The organism is Aequorivita sp. IT1183 (genome assembly GCF_058068265.1).
This window is the reverse complement of record NZ_JBYRHS010000003.1, coordinates 249854-268932: the sequence shown is the minus strand read 5'-3', so window position 1 is coordinate 268932 and position 19079 is coordinate 249854. Positions and strand designations below refer to the sequence as shown.

18 protein-coding genes are annotated in these 19079 nt (G+C 36.1%); 2 read left to right on the top strand and 16 right to left on the bottom strand.

All coding sequences use genetic code 11. The annotated features are described in order from the left end of the window. Positions 1-51 precede the first annotated feature (51 nt). The 5 genes from AC3RVF_RS06805 to AC3RVF_RS06785 form a co-directional block, all read right to left on the bottom strand. Entirely contained in the window at positions 52-1860 is a 1809-nt protein-coding gene (locus AC3RVF_RS06805; protein WP_489693063.1) for an acyl-CoA dehydrogenase FadE, read from the bottom strand. A gap of 23 nt (positions 1861-1883) precedes the next feature. Continuing rightward, on the bottom strand, positions 1884-3080 hold the full coding sequence (locus AC3RVF_RS06800) for an acetyl-CoA C-acyltransferase (protein ID WP_489689691.1): 1197 nt from the start codon (positions 3078-3080) through the stop codon (positions 1884-1886). A gap of 83 nt (positions 3081-3163) precedes the next feature. Continuing rightward, entirely contained in the window at positions 3164-3529 is a 366-nt protein-coding gene (locus tag AC3RVF_RS06795) for a four helix bundle protein (protein ID WP_489689692.1), read from the bottom strand. Between the two features lie 52 nt (positions 3530-3581). Next, entirely contained in the window at positions 3582-5990 is a 2409-nt protein-coding gene (locus AC3RVF_RS06790) for a 3-hydroxyacyl-CoA dehydrogenase/enoyl-CoA hydratase family protein (protein ID WP_489693062.1), read from the bottom strand. Between the two features lie 71 nt (positions 5991-6061). Beyond that, a complete protein-coding gene (locus tag AC3RVF_RS06785; protein ID WP_489693061.1) occupies positions 6062-6502 on the bottom strand; it encodes a MarR family winged helix-turn-helix transcriptional regulator in 441 nt (146 codons plus the stop codon). Positions 6503-6685: 183 nt separating this feature from the next. Between AC3RVF_RS06785 and AC3RVF_RS06780 the strand changes: the two genes are divergently transcribed. Continuing rightward, positions 6686-7408: a thioredoxin family protein gene (locus tag AC3RVF_RS06780; RefSeq protein ID WP_489693060.1), complete on the top strand. Its 723-nt coding sequence runs from the start codon at positions 6686-6688 to the stop codon at positions 7406-7408. 57 nt (positions 7409-7465) lie between these two features. Here AC3RVF_RS06780 and AC3RVF_RS06775 read toward each other — a convergent pair whose 3' ends face one another. The 11 genes from AC3RVF_RS06775 to AC3RVF_RS06725 all read right to left on the bottom strand — a co-directional run bounded on the left by AC3RVF_RS06775 (position 7466) and on the right by AC3RVF_RS06725 (position 16393). After that, a complete protein-coding gene (locus AC3RVF_RS06775) occupies positions 7466-7792 on the bottom strand; it encodes a DMT family transporter (protein WP_489689696.1) in 327 nt (108 codons plus the stop codon). 6 nt (positions 7793-7798) lie between these two features. Next, positions 7799-9580 (bottom strand): AMP-dependent synthetase/ligase, encoded by a 1782-nt coding sequence (locus AC3RVF_RS06770; protein WP_489693059.1) that lies wholly within the window; start codon positions 9578-9580, stop codon positions 7799-7801. Between the two features lie 154 nt (positions 9581-9734). Next, positions 9735-10259, bottom strand: a complete 525-nt coding sequence (locus AC3RVF_RS06765; RefSeq protein ID WP_489693058.1) for a hypothetical protein — start codon at positions 10257-10259, stop codon at positions 9735-9737. After that, a complete protein-coding gene (locus tag AC3RVF_RS06760; protein WP_489693057.1) occupies positions 10256-10696 on the bottom strand; it encodes a hypothetical protein in 441 nt (146 codons plus the stop codon). The genes AC3RVF_RS06765 and AC3RVF_RS06760 overlap by 4 nt, the downstream gene beginning before the upstream one ends. A 98-nt stretch (positions 10697-10794) precedes the next feature. After that, positions 10795-12258 carry a hypothetical protein gene (locus AC3RVF_RS06755; RefSeq protein WP_489693056.1) on the bottom strand — a complete coding sequence of 488 codons (1464 nt, stop codon included), beginning with the start codon at positions 12256-12258 and terminating at the stop codon, positions 10795-10797. A gap of 48 nt (positions 12259-12306) precedes the next feature. Beyond that, the gene (locus AC3RVF_RS06750; protein ID WP_489689701.1) at positions 12307-12753 is read right to left on the bottom strand and encodes a hypothetical protein; all 447 of its coding nucleotides are present in this window, start codon (positions 12751-12753) and stop codon (positions 12307-12309) included. Between the two features lie 5 nt (positions 12754-12758). Then, a complete protein-coding gene (locus AC3RVF_RS06745; protein WP_489693055.1) occupies positions 12759-13226 on the bottom strand; it encodes a hypothetical protein in 468 nt (155 codons plus the stop codon). Positions 13227-13228: 2 nt separating this feature from the next. After that, positions 13229-13723: a hypothetical protein gene (locus tag AC3RVF_RS06740; RefSeq protein WP_489693054.1), complete on the bottom strand. Its 495-nt coding sequence runs from the start codon at positions 13721-13723 to the stop codon at positions 13229-13231. Positions 13724-13834: 111 nt separating this feature from the next. Then, positions 13835-14596, bottom strand: coding sequence for a LuxR C-terminal-related transcriptional regulator (locus tag AC3RVF_RS06735; RefSeq protein ID WP_489693053.1), 762 nt, complete (start codon positions 14594-14596; stop codon positions 13835-13837). 116 nt (positions 14597-14712) lie between these two features. Next, on the bottom strand, positions 14713-15393 hold the full coding sequence (locus AC3RVF_RS06730; RefSeq protein WP_489689705.1) for a LytR/AlgR family response regulator transcription factor: 681 nt from the start codon (positions 15391-15393) through the stop codon (positions 14713-14715). Further along, a complete protein-coding gene (locus tag AC3RVF_RS06725; protein WP_489693052.1) occupies positions 15386-16393 on the bottom strand; it encodes a sensor histidine kinase in 1008 nt (335 codons plus the stop codon). Before AC3RVF_RS06725 ends, AC3RVF_RS06730 begins: the two co-directional genes overlap by 8 nt. A 188-nt stretch (positions 16394-16581) precedes the next feature. Here AC3RVF_RS06725 and AC3RVF_RS06720 point away from each other — a divergent pair, with 188 nt between their 5' ends. Continuing rightward, the gene (locus tag AC3RVF_RS06720; protein WP_489693051.1) at positions 16582-18882 is read left to right on the top strand and encodes a CotH kinase family protein; all 2301 of its coding nucleotides are present in this window, start codon (positions 16582-16584) and stop codon (positions 18880-18882) included. Positions 18883-19079 lie beyond the last annotated feature (197 nt).

Sequence of the window (19079 nt, the reverse complement as noted above, 5' to 3'; positions counted from 1 at the left end):
CTAATGTGCTAAAAGCCAATACAATTTATTGGACGTTATGTAAACTTTGAATTAAAACGGATACTTATTTTCAGTAATTACTTTGGCGGCAATTGTTTTACGCAATTCGCCAATATTTGGCATATTTTGGTATTTGGTGAAACGTTTCAGCCCCATCAACATTGCGCGTTGCTCGTCACCTTCAGAGAAAGATAGAATTGCTTCTTTTGCTTTCACAGTAATAATATCTACCGCGTGGTAAAGATACAATTGCGACATTGCTATCTGTTCTTTTTGAGTGTCTTCACCAAAGCGTTTTGCGTTCTTTTCAGTACGTAAAATTGCACTTTCAGCCATATAGATTTCAATTAAGATATCTGCAGCGGCTAGTAGTGTTTGCTGGTGCTCTTCAAGTTCGGTTCCGTATTTTTGAACGGCGCTTCCTGCAACCATTAAAAATACTTTTTTCAATTTAGCAATCATCGCTTTTTCTTCGGAAAGCAATTCAGTAAAATCTGGTGTTTCAAAAGAAGGAATTCCCATCAATTCTGAAGCTACGGCTTGTGCTGGATTCAAAAGATCTACTTGACCTTTCATTGCTTTTTTCACAAGCATTCCTACCGAAAGCATTCTGTTTATTTCGTTGGTTCCCTCATAAATACGCGTGATTCGGGCATCTCGCCATGCAGATTCCATAGGGGCGTCTGCACTGTAACCCATTCCACCATAAATTTGGATTCCTTCGTCTGTACAATGTTGGATGTCTTCAGAAACGGCTACTTTTAAAATAGAACACTCAATGGCGTATTCTTCAACACCTTTTAACTCTGCTTCTTGGTGAGTGTTGCCAGCTGCTATACGAAGCGCAATTCTGTCTTCAATATTTTTTGCAGCTCTATAGGAAGCACTTTCGTCTACATAGGCATTGGTTGCCATTTCAGCCAATTTAAGTTTAATGGCACCAAAAGATGCAATTGGCACGTCAAATTGAATTCTTTCGTTAGCGTATTCAACAGCTTTTGAAATAACTCTACGTTGTCCATCAAGTCCTGCAGCGGCTAGTTTAATTCTTCCAACGTTTAAGGCGTTCATCGCTATTTTAAAGCCTTCGCCACGTTCGCCAAGCATATTTTCTGCAGGGATTGTGGTTTCGCTAAAGAAAACCTGACGAGTAGAAGAGGAGTGGATACCTAATTTCTTTTCTTCCTCGCCAAATGTGATTCCGTTTGAAGAATCGTTTTCTACGATAAAGCCGGTAATGTTTTTGTCGTCTTCAATTCTAGCAAAAACGATGAATGTACTACAGAATCCCGCGTTCGAAATCCACATTTTTTGTCCGCTGATGGAATATGTTTTTCCATCTTCAGAAAGAACCGCTTTTGTTTTTCCACTGTTCGCATCACTACCTGCTCCCGGCTCAGTTAAAGCATATGCACCAAACCATTCGCCAGTGGCGAGTTTTGGAACATATTTTTTCTTTTGTTCTTCTGTTCCGTAAAGTGTGATTGGCATTGTTCCAATTCCGGTGTGCGCTCCAAAAGCTGTAGCCACAGAACCACTGGCACCTGAAATATAATCGCATACTAACATAGTGGTCACGAAGCTCATTCCGAGACCTCCGTATGCTTCCGGAACCGAAATTCCAAGGAGGCCCATTTCGCCAGCCTTTTGCATTATTTCTTCGGTAAGAGCATAATCGTGTTGCTCCAAGCGTGCCTTTTGCGGCCAGATTTCGCGATCTACAAATTCCTTAACGGAGTCGCGCATCATTTTTTGTTCTTCGGTAAAGTCTTCCGGAGTAAATATATCTTCTGCTTTTGTTTCCTTTACTAGGAATTGTCCGCCGCGAAGCAATTCGTTATTCTTTGTTTCAGTTTCCATTACTCTATAATTGTATTAAGTTGTTATTTCAAAAATTCGTATACTCCCGCAGCACCTTGTCCAGTACCAACACACATTGTTACCATTCCATATTTTCCTTGTAGGTTTCGCTTGCGCATTTCATCAAATAATTGAACAGAAAGTTTTGCGCCAGTACAACCCAATGGGTGCCCCATAGCAATTGCGCCTCCGTTTACGTTAACTCTTTCTTTATCTAAACCTAGTCCGCGAATAACCGCTAATGATTGTGAGGCAAAAGCTTCGTTTAATTCAATCAATTCTAATTGGTCTTGTTTTAATCCTGCTTGCTTTAAGGCTTTTGGTATTGCATAAAGTGGAGCAATACCCATTATACTAGGTTCTACGCCTACAGCCGTATAACTTACTAGTCTGGCTATTGGTTCAAGATTTAGTTCTTTTACCATTTCTTCACTCATAACAACTGCAAATGCTGCACCGTCGCTCATTTGTGAAGAGTTTCCTGCGGTTACGCTCCCGCCATTAGCAAATACAGGGCGTAGCTTTGAAAGTGCTTCTACACTGGTTCCTTTTCTTGGGCCTTCATCTTTATTCACCGTATATTTTTCGGTTACTTTTTTGCCAGCTTCATTTACAAAGGTGCGTTCCACTTCAATTGGAACTATTTGATCCTGAAAGCGACCTTCGTCTTGTGCTTTTAAAGCGCGCATTTGACTCGTATAAGCGAACTCATCTTGATCTTCGCGAGAAACGTTGTACTTTTTGGCAACTGCTTCTGCCGTAAGACCCATGTTCCAATAATAATCTTCGTGGCCTTCTTTTGCCATTTTATAATCGGGTACAGGCTTGTAACCACCCATAGGGATATAGCTCATGCTTTCTGCGCCACCGGCAATAATACAATCTGCCATTCCACTTTGAATTTTAGCCGCAGCGATGGAAATAGTTTCCAAACCAGATGCGCAATAACGATTCACCGTCATTCCAGGAACATCAACAATATCAAGCCCCATTAATGAAATTAATCGACCCATATTCAAGCCTTGTTCGGCTTCGGGCATTGCATTACCAACGATTACGTCGTCAATTCGTTTTTTGTCGAGTTGCGGTAGTTCGTTCATTATATATTTAATGGTTTCCGCAGCGAGTTCGTCAGGACGTTTAAAGCGGAAAACTCCGCGAGGGGCTTTTCCGACAGCTGTGCGATAAGCTTTTACAATATATGCAGTTCTTTGTTTCATAGTTTAATTTTTGACTTAAGACGGTAAGACGTAGGACGTAAGACTAAATTGAATACTCCTTTATTTTATATCTTAAAGTTATATTAGTGGTTTGACAGACTTTCCATAAAACGCGTTAACATTCCTTGGATTTTCTGAATTTTAGTTTCTAAATGTTTAAATGTTTCCTCCGAAACATATCCTATTTCATAAGAAATAATTAGTTGCGTTTCCCATTCAAAGGCTGAGCCTAAAGCTGTTTCTAAATATTGAAGGAAATGTTTATCGGAGCTTTTAGCAGTTCCTTCTGCAATATTTGAAGGTACAGAGACTGCGCATCGCTGCATCTGATTAGACAATCCATAAGTTTCTGATTTTGGAAATATTTTAGTTGTGGCATATGTCTCTTTCGCCAATTCAATACCTTCATTCCAAATTGTAAGTTTTCTAAAATTATGTTTTGCGGCCATATTTTAAAGTGTTTTACGTCCTATGTCTTAGGTCTTTTCGTCTTACGTCTTTTTAATTACGCAACGGTTTCCCTTTTTGAATCATATGTTGAAGTCTTTCCAAAGTTTTTCTTTCTCCGGTTAAACTTAAGAATGCTTCTCTTTCGAGATCGAGTAAGTATTGCTCGCTCACGTAGCTAGCTTCACTTAAATCGCCACCGGCCATTACGTAGGCAAGCTTGTTTGCGATTTTTTTGTCGTGCTCGCTAATGTATTTTCCAGCGTACATTTGGTCGGTTCCTACTAAAAACATTCCCATTGCTTGCTTTCCGAGTACTTTAATATCTGTTCTCTGTATTGGTTTTGTATAACCTTGATCTGCCATCATACGCGCTACTTCTTTAGCTGCGGCAATTTGTCTGTTTTGGTTTACAACTACAATATCTTTTCCTTTCTGAAGAATTCCGGTATCATACGCTTCATAAGCAGAAGTGGAAACCTTTGCCATTGCAATTGTCAAGAAATATTCTTGAAGTGTGTTGAGTTCAACATCATCTTTTCTAAATAAATCACTTGCGCGCATTGCCATTTCTTTCGATCCGCCACCGCCAGGAATTACACCTACGCCAAATTCTACTAAACCAATATAACTTTCTGCCGCTGCAACTACTCTGTCTGCGTGAAGTGTAAACTCACAACCGCCACCCAAAGCCATTCCGTGTGGTGCAACCACAACCGGTATTGAGGAGTAGCGAAGGCGCATGCTTGTGTCTTGGAAATATTTTATTGCAGCGTTCAGCTCTTCATATTCTTGCTCAACAGCCATCATAAATATCATCCCGATATTGGCGCCAACTGAAAAGTTTTTACCGTTATTGGCAATTACCAAACCATCGTAATCTTTTTCAGCAATGTCTATAGCTTTATTGATTCCGGCCAAAACATCACCTCCAACAGAGTTCATTTTACTAATAAATTCTACATTTAGAATACCATCGCCTAAATCTTCAACAACAACACCGCTATTTCTGAAAACCTCGGAAGTTTTGCGGATGTTGTCTAGAATTATAAATGAATCCTGTCCAGGAACTTTTAAATGTTTTTTCTGCGGAATATCGTAGTAATAGGTATTTCCATCTTTTATAGTATAGAAAGAATCTACGCCAGCCTCAAGCATTTCGTTTACCCAAGCGGCAGGTTCTTTTCCTAAGTCTTTTATAAGCTCAATTCCTTTTTTAACGCCAACGGCATCCCAAATTTCGTAAGGACCATTATCCCAACCGAAACCAGCTTTCATCGCGTCATCAATCTTGTAAAGTTCATCGGTTATTTCTGGAATTCGTTTTGAAACGTATGCGAACATGGCACCGAAATTTTTTCGGTAGAATTCGCCGGCTTTGTCATCACCTGCTACAAGAATGGGGAAACGATCGGTTACTTTATCAACCGATTTCGTTTTTTCCAAAGTGCCAAAAGATGCTTTTTTGCTTTTTCTATAATCCAAAGACTCTAGGTCTAGCGAAAGAATTTCACTACTGCCATCGTCATTTTTCACTTTCTTATAAAAACCTTGACCGCTTTTGCTTCCAAGCCATTTCTTTTCCATCATTGTATCGATGAAACCCGGAATTTGGAATATTCCGTGTTCTTCGTCTTCGGGAACATTGTCATAAATTCCTTTTGAAACATGTACTAAGGTGTCAAGACCAACTACATCTACCGTTCTAAAGGTTGCAGATTTTGGTCGGCCAATTACTGGACCGGTCAATTTATCTACTTCTTCAATGGTTAAACCCATTTCCTTCACTTGGTGAAAGAGGCTTTGGATTCCGAAGATTCCAATTCTATTTCCTATAAATGCAGGAGTATCTTTTGCAACTACTGAAGTTTTTCCGAGGTATTTTTCACCATATCCATTTAAGAACTCTAAAACCTCATTTGAAGTTTTAGGGCCCGGAATGATTTCAAAAAGTTTTAAGTATCGTGGTGGGTTGAAAAAGTGCGTTCCGCAGAAGTGTTTTTGAAAATCTTCGCTGCGACCTTCGCTCATAAATTTAATAGGAATACCGGAAGTATTCGAAGTAATAAGCGTTCCGGGCGTTCTGTGTTTATCTAGGTTTTCAAAAACCTGCTTTTTAATGTCCAAACGTTCCACAACCACTTCAATAATCCAATCGGCATTTTTTACTTTAGCAATATCGTCATCCAAGTTTCCGGTCGATATGCGTTTTGCGAAATCTTTGTGATAGAGTGGGGCAGGGTTGCTTTTTATAGCTTTAAGCAGATCGTCGTTTACAATCCGGTTACGCACTACTTTATCTTCAAGAGTAAGACCCTTTTTCTTTTCGGCATCGTTCAGTTCGCGAGGAACTATATCTAGCAATAGCACTTCCACGCCTATATTGGCGAAATGGCAGGCAATACCGCTTCCCATAATTCCGGAACCAATTACCGCTACTTTGTTAATTCTTCTTTTTGACATATTGTTTAATTATGAATTATGAATTATGAATTCAGAATTTTCCTCATTCTAAATTCTTAATTCTGAATTTTTTACTCAGAATCGTATATTTTTTTTGAATTGATTAACTCGTTAATTGTATTAGCTACCTTTCTAAAAATATGCAACTCTTCTGCGGAAATGTTCTTCTGAACAGCTTCGTCAAAGCCCAACACTACACCTTTAGAAAATTCGCGCATTTCTTTGCCGAAAGGGGTTAAATGAATCAACACGCCACGCCCATCTACAGGATTGGGTTTACGAGCTATCAAGCCTTTTTGTTCCATAGATTTCAAAGTTCGCGATAGGCTAGTGGCCTCCATTCCCATCTTGGGTCCAAGGGCAGTAGAAGGTGTTCCTTCTTCAGGATCGATGCTTATTAGTGCAAAACCTGTTGCCATGGTGCTTCCTTTTTTACCTGCTTCTTCATTGTACATTTTAGACACATTCATCCAAGTGGATCGCAAAATGTAATCGATTGTTTTTTCCTTCATTAATAGATTTTGAAAAAGTAGATTACCAAAGATACAAAAATTTTATTATGCACGCATAGTATATTGTACTCTTTTTAAACTTAAACGAAATAGTAATACCATAGGACGATTTAGTGTATTTTTATTTTGTGCAAGATGTTTTTGTTAAAATAATTAGTATATATTTGATTTAAAACCATACATATGCACCTAAAATTAACACTTTTATTCATCGCATGTTATTTTTCCGGGTTCTCCCAAACGGAAATTTATGACAGTAATATTGAAGACATAATACTTATTGAAGACGATAGACTGGTTGTAGTGGATTTCTTTGCAACATGGTGCGCTCCGTGTAAGCGCATGGATCCCATTTTAGCTGAATTGAAAAAGGAATATTCCAGCAGTGTCGATTTTTATAAATTCGATGTAGATAAAAATGAAATGGATGATTATCTAGGAATTGAATCTATACCAACATATCTGTTCATAAGAAATGGTGAATCATTAGAAGTAGCAGCAGGGGCGATGAGTAAGGAAGATTTTGAGGCCATATTAATTAAGAATAACGCAAGTAGCAACAATGCTGTTGCGGAAGAAGTGGATCCAAATGCTTCTGAATTTGATGATTCTGTAACAAAAAAAATATGGAATGACTGGAGCAAGTTAAATACCTTGGCGTGGCACGCTTATGAGGAACATAATCTAGTTGATGAATTGCTTAAAGCTATTGAAATTGTAAAACGTTCCATAAGCTTAGATGAAAATTATCACAATTTAGACACTTATGCAGCCTTACTGTATAAAACAGGAAGGTATGAAGCGGCTATAAAAAAGGCCAAGGATGCCATTGAAGTTGCGAAACGGGATAATTTAGATTATACATCAACAACTGAATTACTACTCTTAATTCTGGATAAGATTTAAGGTTGAGGAAAGCAGATTTTAAACGAAATCAATATTTTGGGAAGACTTATTTAAACTTTACGAGCTTACAAATTTAAGCCCCACTATGGAAGCAATCAGCGTTGCCAGGAAAAATACCCGCCAAAAAGTAGCTGCTTCATTAAAATAAAAAATCCCTACTAGCACAGTTCCCACAGCGCCAATACCTGTCCATACTGCATAAGCCGTACCGATAGGAAGTGTTTGTGATGCTTTTATAAGAAAATACATGCTGATAAAAAGGCAAATAATAAAACCACCGAACCAGAGTTTAGACTCCATGCCGGTGGTTTCCTTTACTTTACCTAGACAAGCTGCGAAGCCAACTTCAAAGAGCCCGCCGATTATTAGGAGAATCCAATTCATTATTGATTAAGAATTATGCTCGTATATTTTATTGTACAGATCTATATACTCCGCTTTAATCACTTTACGTTTCATTTTCATAGTAGGAGTTAATTGTCCGCCTTCAATGCTCCAAACTTCTGGAGTTAATTCAAACTTTTTAACTCTTTCCCAATGACCGAAACGTTCGTTATAAAAATCTACTTCTTGTTGAATGCGATCTATCACCGCTTGGTTTTTTATAATTTCTTTCGGGTCTGAAGGTAGGTTGCGTCCTTTTTTACTGCCCCAATCTTTTAAAAATTCAAAATCGGGTTGTATAAGTGCTGCCGGCATTTTTTCGCTTTCGCCAATAACCATCATTTGCTCAATGAAGCGCGATTGTTTCATTACGTTTTCAATAACCTGTGGCGCTACATATTTACCACCGCTGGTTTTAAACATTTCTTTTTTACGATCGGTGATCTTTAAAAATCCTTCGCTATCAATCTCTCCAATATCACCTGTGTGAAAAAAGCCATCTTTTATAACTTCGTCGGTCTGTTCTTGATTTTTGTAATAGCCAAGCATTACTTGTGGGCCTTTTACTAAAATCTCACCATCTTCGGCTATTTTAATTTCGGTATCTTTTAAAGGTTTCCCTACGGTACCAATTTTAAATCCGTGGTTGCGCATATCGTTAACCGATACAACAGGTGAAGTTTCAGTTAGGCCATAACCTTCCATAACAGGAATTTGTGCAGCATTGAAAACTCTTGCCAAACGTGGTTGTAGCGGCGCACTTCCGGAGGCAATAGCTCTTAAATTACCGCCAAGAGCTTCGCGCCATTTGCTAAAAATAAGTTTGTTTGCTAATTTAAGTTGCGTTTCGTACCACCAGCCATTTGTGCCGTATGGTTCATATTTTAAACCAAGTTCTACCGCCCAAAAGAAGAGATTTTTCTTTATACCAGTAAGTTCGGTACCCTTTGCATAAATTTTATCGTATACTTTTTCCAAAAGTCTCGGCACAGCCGTCATTACTTCTGGTTTCACTTCTTTTAAGTTGTCGCTAATGGTCTCCAATGATTCTGCAAAATAAACTTCTACGCCGCAATATTGATACATATAAAGCAACATGCGCTCATACACATGACATACGGGAAGAAAACTTAAAGACGATGATTTGCCAAGTACAATTGGTAATCTGTCTGCACTATATTTAGCATTTGTGGCAATGTTTTTATGTGAAAGCATTACGCCTTTTGGCTTTCCGGTTGTTCCAGAAGTATATATTAACGTAGCAATATCATCTTCAGTAATTGCTTCTTTGCGTTTATCTAATTCCTCTTGGTTGCTTTCATCCTTTCCTTTTTCTAAAACTTCGCTCCAGTTTTTTGCGCCAGTAATTTCATCAAAAGTGTAAACTTCTTTTAAAGATGGAACATTAGCTTTTATAGCCATCACTTTATCATAAACGTCTTTGTCGGAAACAAAGCAATATATTGATTCACTGTGGTTGAGAACGTATTCGTATTCAGACTCGGAGATTGTTGGGTAAACGGGCACATCTTGCGCGCCAGTTTGCATAATACCAATATCGCAAATATTCCACTCTGTGCGGTTGTTGGTAGAGATGATCGCCACCTTATCATTGGGTTTTACGCCCATTGCTATTAAAGCCCTGCTCATTGCATTGGCTTTATCTATATATTCTTGGGTAGAAGTAGCCTTCCACGTTCCGTTATATTTAGTGTTGAATGCTTTTTTCTGAGGATATTTTTCCAATTGATAATATGGAAAATCGAAGAGTCTTTTTGGATCTGTCATGATAGTATTGTTGAGTGAGTGAAAATAACAAAATTAATTCAGTTTCCTTCTGAAAAGAAAAAAGGAATGGCCCCAATGCCGTGCCTATAAAATTAAAGAAACTTTTCAACTTTCTATTCCAATGGCTTTAAATCCTTTGTAGAATTCGAACTATTTAAAATATTGGTTTTTCTGGATTGCCAAAGACGTCTGTTGTAAAATTTGAATCTAAATAAATGTCGCAATTTGGCATGCGTTCTTTTAGAATAATGGCCTTTTCGTCTATGTTTTCTTCATTTTCTTCTGAATCTAAAAAAACCTCTTTAAGACTTTGATTGTTTAATGTTTCGCATAAATGCGATAAGGTAATAGCTGTTTTTGTGATGTTTAAACTTTCTAAAGATTCCATTGTATTGAAATACGGTATACTTTCTTTGGTGATAGTTTCGTGGCTTCTTAAATAAAGGGTTTCTAAATTTTGAAATTTGCTGATATGCTTAATAGCTTCATCAGTAATGCGGGTTTGCTTTAGATGAATTTCTAAAATGGAAGTAACACGTAAGCTAAGAAAATAGAAAAATTCATCATCTTCTTCCGAATCTATTCTTTTAAAAGTGCCCCATTCTTTTGGGATATCTTCCAGTTTTTCGATTCGAAAATGGCGTTGCCAGAATTTTTTTTCTTCTTTGGAAAAATTCATTTATTCTTAAGTTTTGAAATAATTTTCAATAGATCTTCCCTGTTTTTTGCTTCGTGGTAAAATTTTGGAAGTTTTTCTAAAAGGGTAAAATGGGTTCTGTTCTTGTGTTCCCGTAAGCTAGCGCTAATGTAGCGTTCCAAATACTCCAAATGCGCACCATTTAAAGCCCAAAAAACTTCATTCTTAAAATTGGCTTGAAGCCAAAGTTCCGCATTAAAGTAGTGATGGGCTGCCATTTTGATTGTTCCGTTTGGCACTAAAGCGGTTGAAGTTTCCTTATTATAACCGCATTGTACACAGAATATGCGAACGGTGTTACTTTCGAAATCTGCTTTGGCTAAAGCCTTTTTTTCACAGGATGGACAAACTACCCAAGTTTCCTTATAGAAATCGTTTAGCGTGAGATTTTCGTCTTGAAAGCGGTTTGTGTGGGTCATTAAAAAAGTACTATTATTTTATCAGGATTTATTTTGAAAGATTGCTCAAACGCAATTATTTTCATTTTGTAACTAAAAATTTAAATGCCGAATTGAAATTAGCCCTTGCTATAAGTAGTAAATAACTCCTTTATTTTAGCGTAAGAACTCAATGTTTTATCTTCTATAAATATAGTTAGATACTTATAATTTACGCCCTTACACTCGTATTCAAAATTCAAGGTGAAATAGTAATATTTTGTTTCCGTTGTTTCGCGAGTTTCAGAACTATTGCTGTCAACCACTGGAAATTCCTTCAATCCGTAATCGCAATTTCCATTTAAGGGAATGTTTGATTTTAAATGAAGCCGGTCATTTTTAACGGTGAATTCTATAGATTTTTTACTGAAATCCGTTTTTCCAACTTCATCAAATTGATAATGGTCGTTTCCCTGCCAATGAAGTGCTGCATAGCAGTTTTTGTTTAGGAAATTCGCGAAATCGGTAGCATTTTCAATGGAATATTTAGTATTGCCAACAAAAAATGAATTTGTGTCTTTATTCATTGCATTATAAAATGCTAATGCAGAGTCAACATCAATTAAATCGAAAACATGATTAACATTCTGATCTTCATTTTTTTTAGAGCTGCTATTAGTGGCTGTGGATACTGTATTTTTAGCGGAATGCGTCCCATTGCAAAACCCCGCCAAATGCTTCATGGCGAAGTTTATGTTTGATACTAAATCTTCATCGGTGGTATCGATATTCAAAAAAGATATGTTCTTATAGGTTATTTCATCCTCATGCTGAATAATTCCAAATGCGTACGATTTTGAAATACAGACATCATCATTGTACGTAAATTGACTGTATTTATTGATAGACGCTATATCGGTAGGTATAATTTCCCGATATTTTCTCCCAACCATATTTGAATAATCGAAAACTAGCTTGCAAGCGTCTATATCTACAAGAGTTAAACCCCTAGTATAACTATCGCCAGCAATATTTTTCTTTAATTTTTCGGTTAACCAGGAAATGGTTTGTTCTTTACTGAATTTTGCAATCTCTTTATTGAATTCAGATTCTGGTTTCTTTTCCTTTAAACTTTCAAGGCGCTTCAACAATTGGATAAGTTCATCTTCGTCGCTGGTTAAAACATAAAACTCGAAATAATCAGAAGTTGATGGCGAAGTATCGCTGTCATTATCGTTTGTAAAGTGTTCTTTCTTAAAAGATTTATTGAAATTGAGCCTTACAACCTGAAGCTTGTCATTGTTGAATTCGGTATAGACTAAATAATCAAAAAAATCATTCCACGAAATTTCGGTTGCGCGGTATACCCATTCATAACTGCTTTTTCCCTCGGGTATTTTATTTACACTTATCACTTTTTCATTAAATACCTGTTTGCCCAGCTTATCGTCTTTTTTTGCGAATACATTGTTGGACTTTACTTTTTGGCCTTCGGTTTTGCTTACCAATTTTTGGATACTGCCAAAAACTTCCTGCCTTGTTTGTGAATTTACCTGTATGCTGCAAAAAAGCGCTATAATTACAACGGTTAGTTTTGTTTTCATATCCTTAATTATAGGTATTTATTAGCACTGAATCTTCCTCTTTTAATCCTAGCGATTATCTTCCCAGACTTCCAAAACTTCCAAAACTTTATCTTTATCTTCTGGCAAAAATTTACATTTAAAAGAATCTACTTCTTCATTTGTAATACCAAATTCCTCATCATCCATTTTGTAGGCTATATCTTCATAAAAATAGAATTCGACCACGAAATAGTCTTTAAATTCGTTATATCTATATTGCGAAAAATCGCTCCAATCGATGCCAGAATAGGTTTCTTTCCATTTCATATCAACAGATTCTAAAGTAACAACATATGTTGTGGCAGTAAGCGTTTGCGAAACTTTGGTGGGCTCTGTATAATTATCTGCAAATTTAATTTTATCCATATATTTTTGAATAGGAGGAAAGCTATTTGAAGAATTTCCATTTTGGGCTTTAGCCAGGGTTGCTATAAGGAGGAAAACTACCAATAGCGCGATTTTGTTTTTTTTCATGAGTATCAGTTTTTATAGGTTTTAATTAATTGGTTAAAGGATTTGTAGATTTCCGAGTCTTCAACATTGGCATCTACTTCGTAATAAATATTAATTTCAAAAATTTCAGTGTTCGTTATAAAGGCTAATTTGCCGCACACGGGAAGTATCAGCGGATCATTGCCCAAAACTTCTACCACATCTGTACCGTAGGGCTCAATACGTAGCACATTTTTTAGGTTAATGGCTACAGTATTATTTGTAGACTTTTTGTCTGCGTCAACCGTATCATAACTTTGGGTAAAGATGGAGTCTGAAAAGGTTGTCTTGTAATTTTTTGAAACCGCAACATAACTGCCATTAAAATCGTAGCCAGTTGTAAAGGAGGAATAGTAGTCCTGTATATAGTTAATAGATTGCTGCAAATTTTCTGTCTGCTGGGCAGAGCTTGTGAAAACCCAAAAAGTTAAGATATGGGGAAGATATTTCTTCATTATTACACTTTTAAATAATGGTACGAAATATTCAATTCAGTATCTTTTAAAACAAGCGTATCCGATGTGTTCTTTAAAATTTTGAATTTATTTTTATCAGCCGTTTCCCACTCTAACAGCAATTTCTTTTTGTTTTTAAGAAATTCACCGGAAAGAGATTTATCTGGAAGTGATGAGCTGTTGTAAAAAGCACCTTTGGCCTTAAATTCAATTGAAGTTTGGAAATATTTATAAAGTAGTGATTCAGCTTCCGCCTTGCTTTCCTCTAGCGCTTCCAACGATAATCGTTGCGCTGCTGTAAGCTGTTTATAAAGGGCTTTGTTAAAAATGGCAAGTACCAATTCTTTATTAGTTCCAGCGTCGACTGTAGTATTTTTGAAGGAGATTTTCTGCAATTGCCACCTTCCAAGAAGGCTGTTATCTTTTTGGGCGAATAGGGTAGTGCTTACTAATGCGATTGTGAAAAATATGAAAAGTTTACTGCTTAAAGCTTTCATAAATCGTAGGAGTTAATTGATGACTAAACACTTATAAATTTAATAGAATTTTTTCAAATAAATTCAATTAATAAGTCGTGAGCAATACACCAAAGGGAGTATTTTTTCAGATTAAATCAATCCCTGTAAAATACTCTGTTTAATTAATTGGGCAGTGTTTTTGCAATCTGTTTTTTTAAGGATATTGTTGCGGTGTTTTTTTACCGTAAGTGGGCTAATGAATAATTTTTCGGCAATCTCAGCATTGCTTTGTCCGTCTGAAAGCAGTTTAAGAATATCAATTTCTCGTTTGGTATATTTTACAGATTCGTCTATGCCATTAATTACTTGAATGTTCATAAACGAAGGCAGCCCATTTAACCCAATCAGCGAAACTTGGTTGGTATTTATTTTGGTAAGATGGTCTATGCGGGTATGTATATTTAGCGATTTTCCGAAATTCCCGTTCTCGTCCAAGGTCAGTATAAGTGCTTGGTGGTTTAACATGGCATATTGGCCATCTTTCATCCTACTTCTAAATGAAAAACTAGATTTGTAACTTAAAAGTTTGTCTACTCCCAAAGTGCCATAAAGAAATTCGAGATTTGTCTTTTCCGCATTGGCAACAAATTCCATATCGTCTGGGTGAATGGTATCCAAAATATCAAAAAAGCTTACCGTTTCTGGATCTAAACCGTGAATTTCAGCAATAGACGGACTTACATTGGAGAGCGACATATCAAAAAAATCTGCTATGTAATAGTAAAAAGGACCAGTGCTAATAAGGGAACTGATTATATCTTCAAACTTTATTTTTGGCAGTTGGGTATTCTGTGTAGCAGTTTGTTGCGAATTTATCCATACCGAATTAAGCTTTTCAATCTCAGACTTCATGGGGGAGTATGATTTGGGAATCTATGTCTAAGATATTACTTTATTGATAACTTTCTTATAAGTGTGAAAATTATTATTGCTTGTCAATATTTATGATCGAAAAGTAAAATTGCCAATTAATTATTGAACAAATCTTTTTTAACAGCGTTATAATAACTGTCGCTCACAGGAATTTTTTCGTCTGTAAGTAAAAGCTCTCTATTTTTTAAACCTGTTACTTTTTCTTTATTCACAATATAAGATCTGTGAACTCTTAAAAATGTATTTGGCAATAAGGATTCCAACTTTCCCAGTGATTGGTTTGCCATTATTTTCTTCCCACTTTCAAGATGATAATTTACATATTCACTATCACTTTCTATATAAATAATATCTTGATACAGCACCTTATGAAGGTCGTAGCCAGATTTTATAACAATGAAATTTTCTTCACTTCCTTCTTGTTTCGGGAATCTTTCTACTGCACTCAAAAATCTTTTGAAGGCTATAGGTTTCACCAAATAATCTAGGGCGTTTAGTTCAAATCCTTTTAAGGCGTATTCCGAATAAGCTGTTGTAAAAATGATGCGCGTGTCCGTTGTATTTATGAGTTCGGCAAATTCAGTGCCTTTTATATCGGGCATCTGTATATCCAAAAACAACAGGTCAATCTTAGAAGACTTTAATAGCGTTAGTGCTTCTAGTGGGTTTTCAAAGGTTGCAACACATTCCAAAAAATCTACTTTTTGGATATAGGTTTTTATTAGCTCTCTGGCCAATTCTTCATCATCTACAACTACACATTTTATTTTATGCATCTGGGTAAAGTTTTAAAAGGACCTTAAAAGTAGCGCCATTTTCAATATCTAAATCATGCTGGTTTGGATAACTTATCTCTAAACGCTTTTTAGCATTTTGCAATCCAATACCACTGCTTTTATCTTTACTGATCTTTTCTTTCGGCAAACTATTTTCAACACTAAAAATCACTTTATTGTTTACAGATTGTAATTTAATAGCTACAAAAGATTCGCCTCTTTTTTCAATTCCGCTGTGTTTAAAAGCATTTTCAATAAAGATAATAAAAAGCATAGGAGCAACCGCTATTGAAGTGTTTGCAACATCATTTATGAATGAAATATTAAAAGTTTTACTACTACGTAATTTAAATAATTCGATGAAGTTTTCAATATAATGTATTTCATTTTCTATTGGCACTTTCGGTCTTTCACAGTCATATATTACGTAACGCAACATTTCTGAAAGTGAATGTATGCTCTCTGGCGTTTTTTCTGAATTTGAAATTGAAAGCGCATAAATATTATTCAGAGAATTAAATAGAAAATGTGGATTAATCTGCATTTTCAGAAATTTAAGTTCACTTTCCGCAAGTGCCGCTGCCTGTTTAGCGATGGCTTCTTCCTTCTTTTGTGCAAAGAGAAAGGTTTCTGCCAATACACTTAAAATATAACTAACAGAAATTAGTAGCAATTGAATTAAAAAAGCTGAAGGCGGAGTAAATCCATTGGGGCCAGGAGGTCCTATTCGTCGGGGTGGTTTCATAGCTAATTCAGAAGAGAGATAGGCACTCACAACTATAAACGCTATTGAAACAAATAGAAAAATTACATACTTCTTTTTAAATAATAATTTTGGTGCTACAAAGTAGGATGCCGCTAATATTGCAAAAATTTGGAATCCAAAGGCACTTGAATTTCTAATTAGAAATTGGGCGGTATTCTGTTGGTTTAGGCTCATTATAAACCATACCAAAGCCCATAATAATATTTGGACTATAATGTGAAATCTAATTTTCATTCCACAAATAAAACACAAATTTTTTCATTCTGTTTCAATTTAACCTGTTTTGGGAGGGGAGATAAGTACGATTGACCTTCACCAAAAGGGCATTCGCTTAAAACTTTGACCGTTTCGCTTAAAACATAAAATCAATAAAGTCGATAATGGCACCTTTGCTACAGAAATTCAATTAATAATAAAGAAACATGAAGCTAAAAAGACTTAAAATAAACCAATTATGGACACTTGCTTTAAGTGTGCTTTTGACCATTGTAGCAAGTGAGAAATCATTTTCGCAAGATTTTTATGATATCAACACCATACAGACTATTGAAATTGTGTTTGCACAATCTAACTGGGATGAGCTTTTAGATATTGAAATGGCAGGCGATAATAATTACACCCAAGCTGAATCTGTTACCATTAACGGAGAACTTTTTGAAACAGTAGGCGTGAAATATAAAGGGAATAGTTCTTATAACCCCAATTATACCAAGAATCCTTTTCATATAGAATTGGATACTTATATAGATCAGGATTACCAAGGTTATAAAGATATCAAGTTGGCAAACGTAATTTTTGATCCGTCATTTGTTCGTGAAACGATTTCATACAATATTGCTGGGCAGTATATGGATGCGCCAAAAGCAAATTACACTAACGTGTATGTAAACGGAACATTGATTGGTTTGTACACAAATACCGAGGCAATTACCAAAACATTTGTGGACAACAGGTTTGGTTCCAAAACAAATGCTTTTTTTAGCTGTAGCCCTCCAGATGGAGCTGGTCCAGGATCGAATGCTTATCCTAACTTGGAATATTTAGGAACTAACAGCAGCAGCTATGAGGATGCTTATGAAATTAAATCTGATGGTACCGACGATTGGGATGAGTTAATTGAATTAACAAACATCCTTAACAACGATGTTACAAACATTGAGACTGTTCTTGATGTTGACAGAGCTTTGTGGATGCTAGCGTTTGATAATGTTATGGTGAATTTAGACAGCTATATTGGCGAGTTTAAACAAAACTATTACCTGTATAAATCCGATGCTGGCGTATTCAATTCCGTGGTTTGGGATTTAAACATGTCTATGGGTGTTTTTAGCATGACTGGCGAAGGCCCACCGTTAAATTCAACAACACAAAAAGCGCAAGTGAGCCATTTGTTGCATTTGAACAGTTCTCAATTTCCATTGATTTCAAAATTATTGGCAGTTCCACGTTATAAAAAAATGTACTTGGCCCATTATAAAACTATTTTAACGGAAAATATTACCAATTCAAATTACTTAACTTTGGCTAATGACTACCAAAACCTTATTTCTGCTGCAGTACAAGCAGACAATAATAAGTTTTACACCTACGCACAATTTGTTGGGAATATTAATACAGATTATAATCTTGGACAGAATACCGCACCAGGTATCGCTAACTTAATGAACGCACGCGGAAGCTACTTGTCTGCATTATCAGATTTTACGGTTACTCAGCCTACAATTTCGAACGTAACTCCTTCAAGCAATGACCCCGAAGTTGGCGATGCTGTTACATTTACTGCTACTGTAATTAATAGAAATGCAGTGTTTTTTGGTTATAGAACAGACGAAAATGCACCCTTCACAAAAATTGAAATGTTTGATGACGGTGTCCATAACGATGGCGCGGCGGGTGATAATGTTTACGGAATAGATTTAACGATAACCAATGACTACACACATTACTACGTTTACGCAGAAAATACGAACATAGGCGCATTTTCACCAGCACGGGCACAACACGAATATTATACGCTTAACGCATCATATATTCCATTATCTGTTGGCGATTTAGTGATAAATGAATTAATGGCCGATAATGAAACAATTATAACAGATCAAGATGGAGAATACGAAGATTGGATAGAACTTTACAATAACACAAATACAACTTTAAGCCTTGATGGCTTATATTTATCTGACGATCCATCAGATTTATTACAGTGGGAATTTCCTGATGGACTTACTTTAGCTCCCAATAGTTATTTAATAGTTTGGTGCGATAAAGATTTAGATCAAGATGGATTACACGCAGATATAAAATTCTCTGCTGGCGGTGAAAGTGCTATTCTATCTTATGCAGATGGAACCATTATCGAGAATATTGAATTTGGCCAACAGGAAACAGATTTGAGCTATTCAAGAATACCAAACGGTACTGGCGACTTCGTTATTAAGCGACCAACTTTTGGAGAAGATAATGAATCCATTTTAGCTGTTAATTCTTTTGATACCGAACAGTATTTGAATTATTTCCCAAATCCAACAAAATCCATCTTAAATATAGCCAATTCTGATGGCGGTATTACCTCAGTAAAAGTGGTTGCAGTTACAGGACAATTGTTGTTTTCAGAAACCTATAATGACTCGTCAACAATACAAGTAGATTTTTCAAATTTCGCAAAAGGAACTTATTTTGTTTCCGTAAATAATAGTGCCGTTATTAAGATACTTAAAGATTAATCCCTAATCTCTTTTTTGATATCAATAATGGTTGATGAAAGCTCCGCGATTTGTTTCGCGGAGTTTTTTTTTGTCACTCAATAAGCAATCAAGAATAGCGGTTTCATTGCTGATTACACGAAAGCGATCACGGGATTTTAATGAAATAACCCTATGTTTTAATAGCTCCGTAAGACCTTAACAGACTATAAACATCC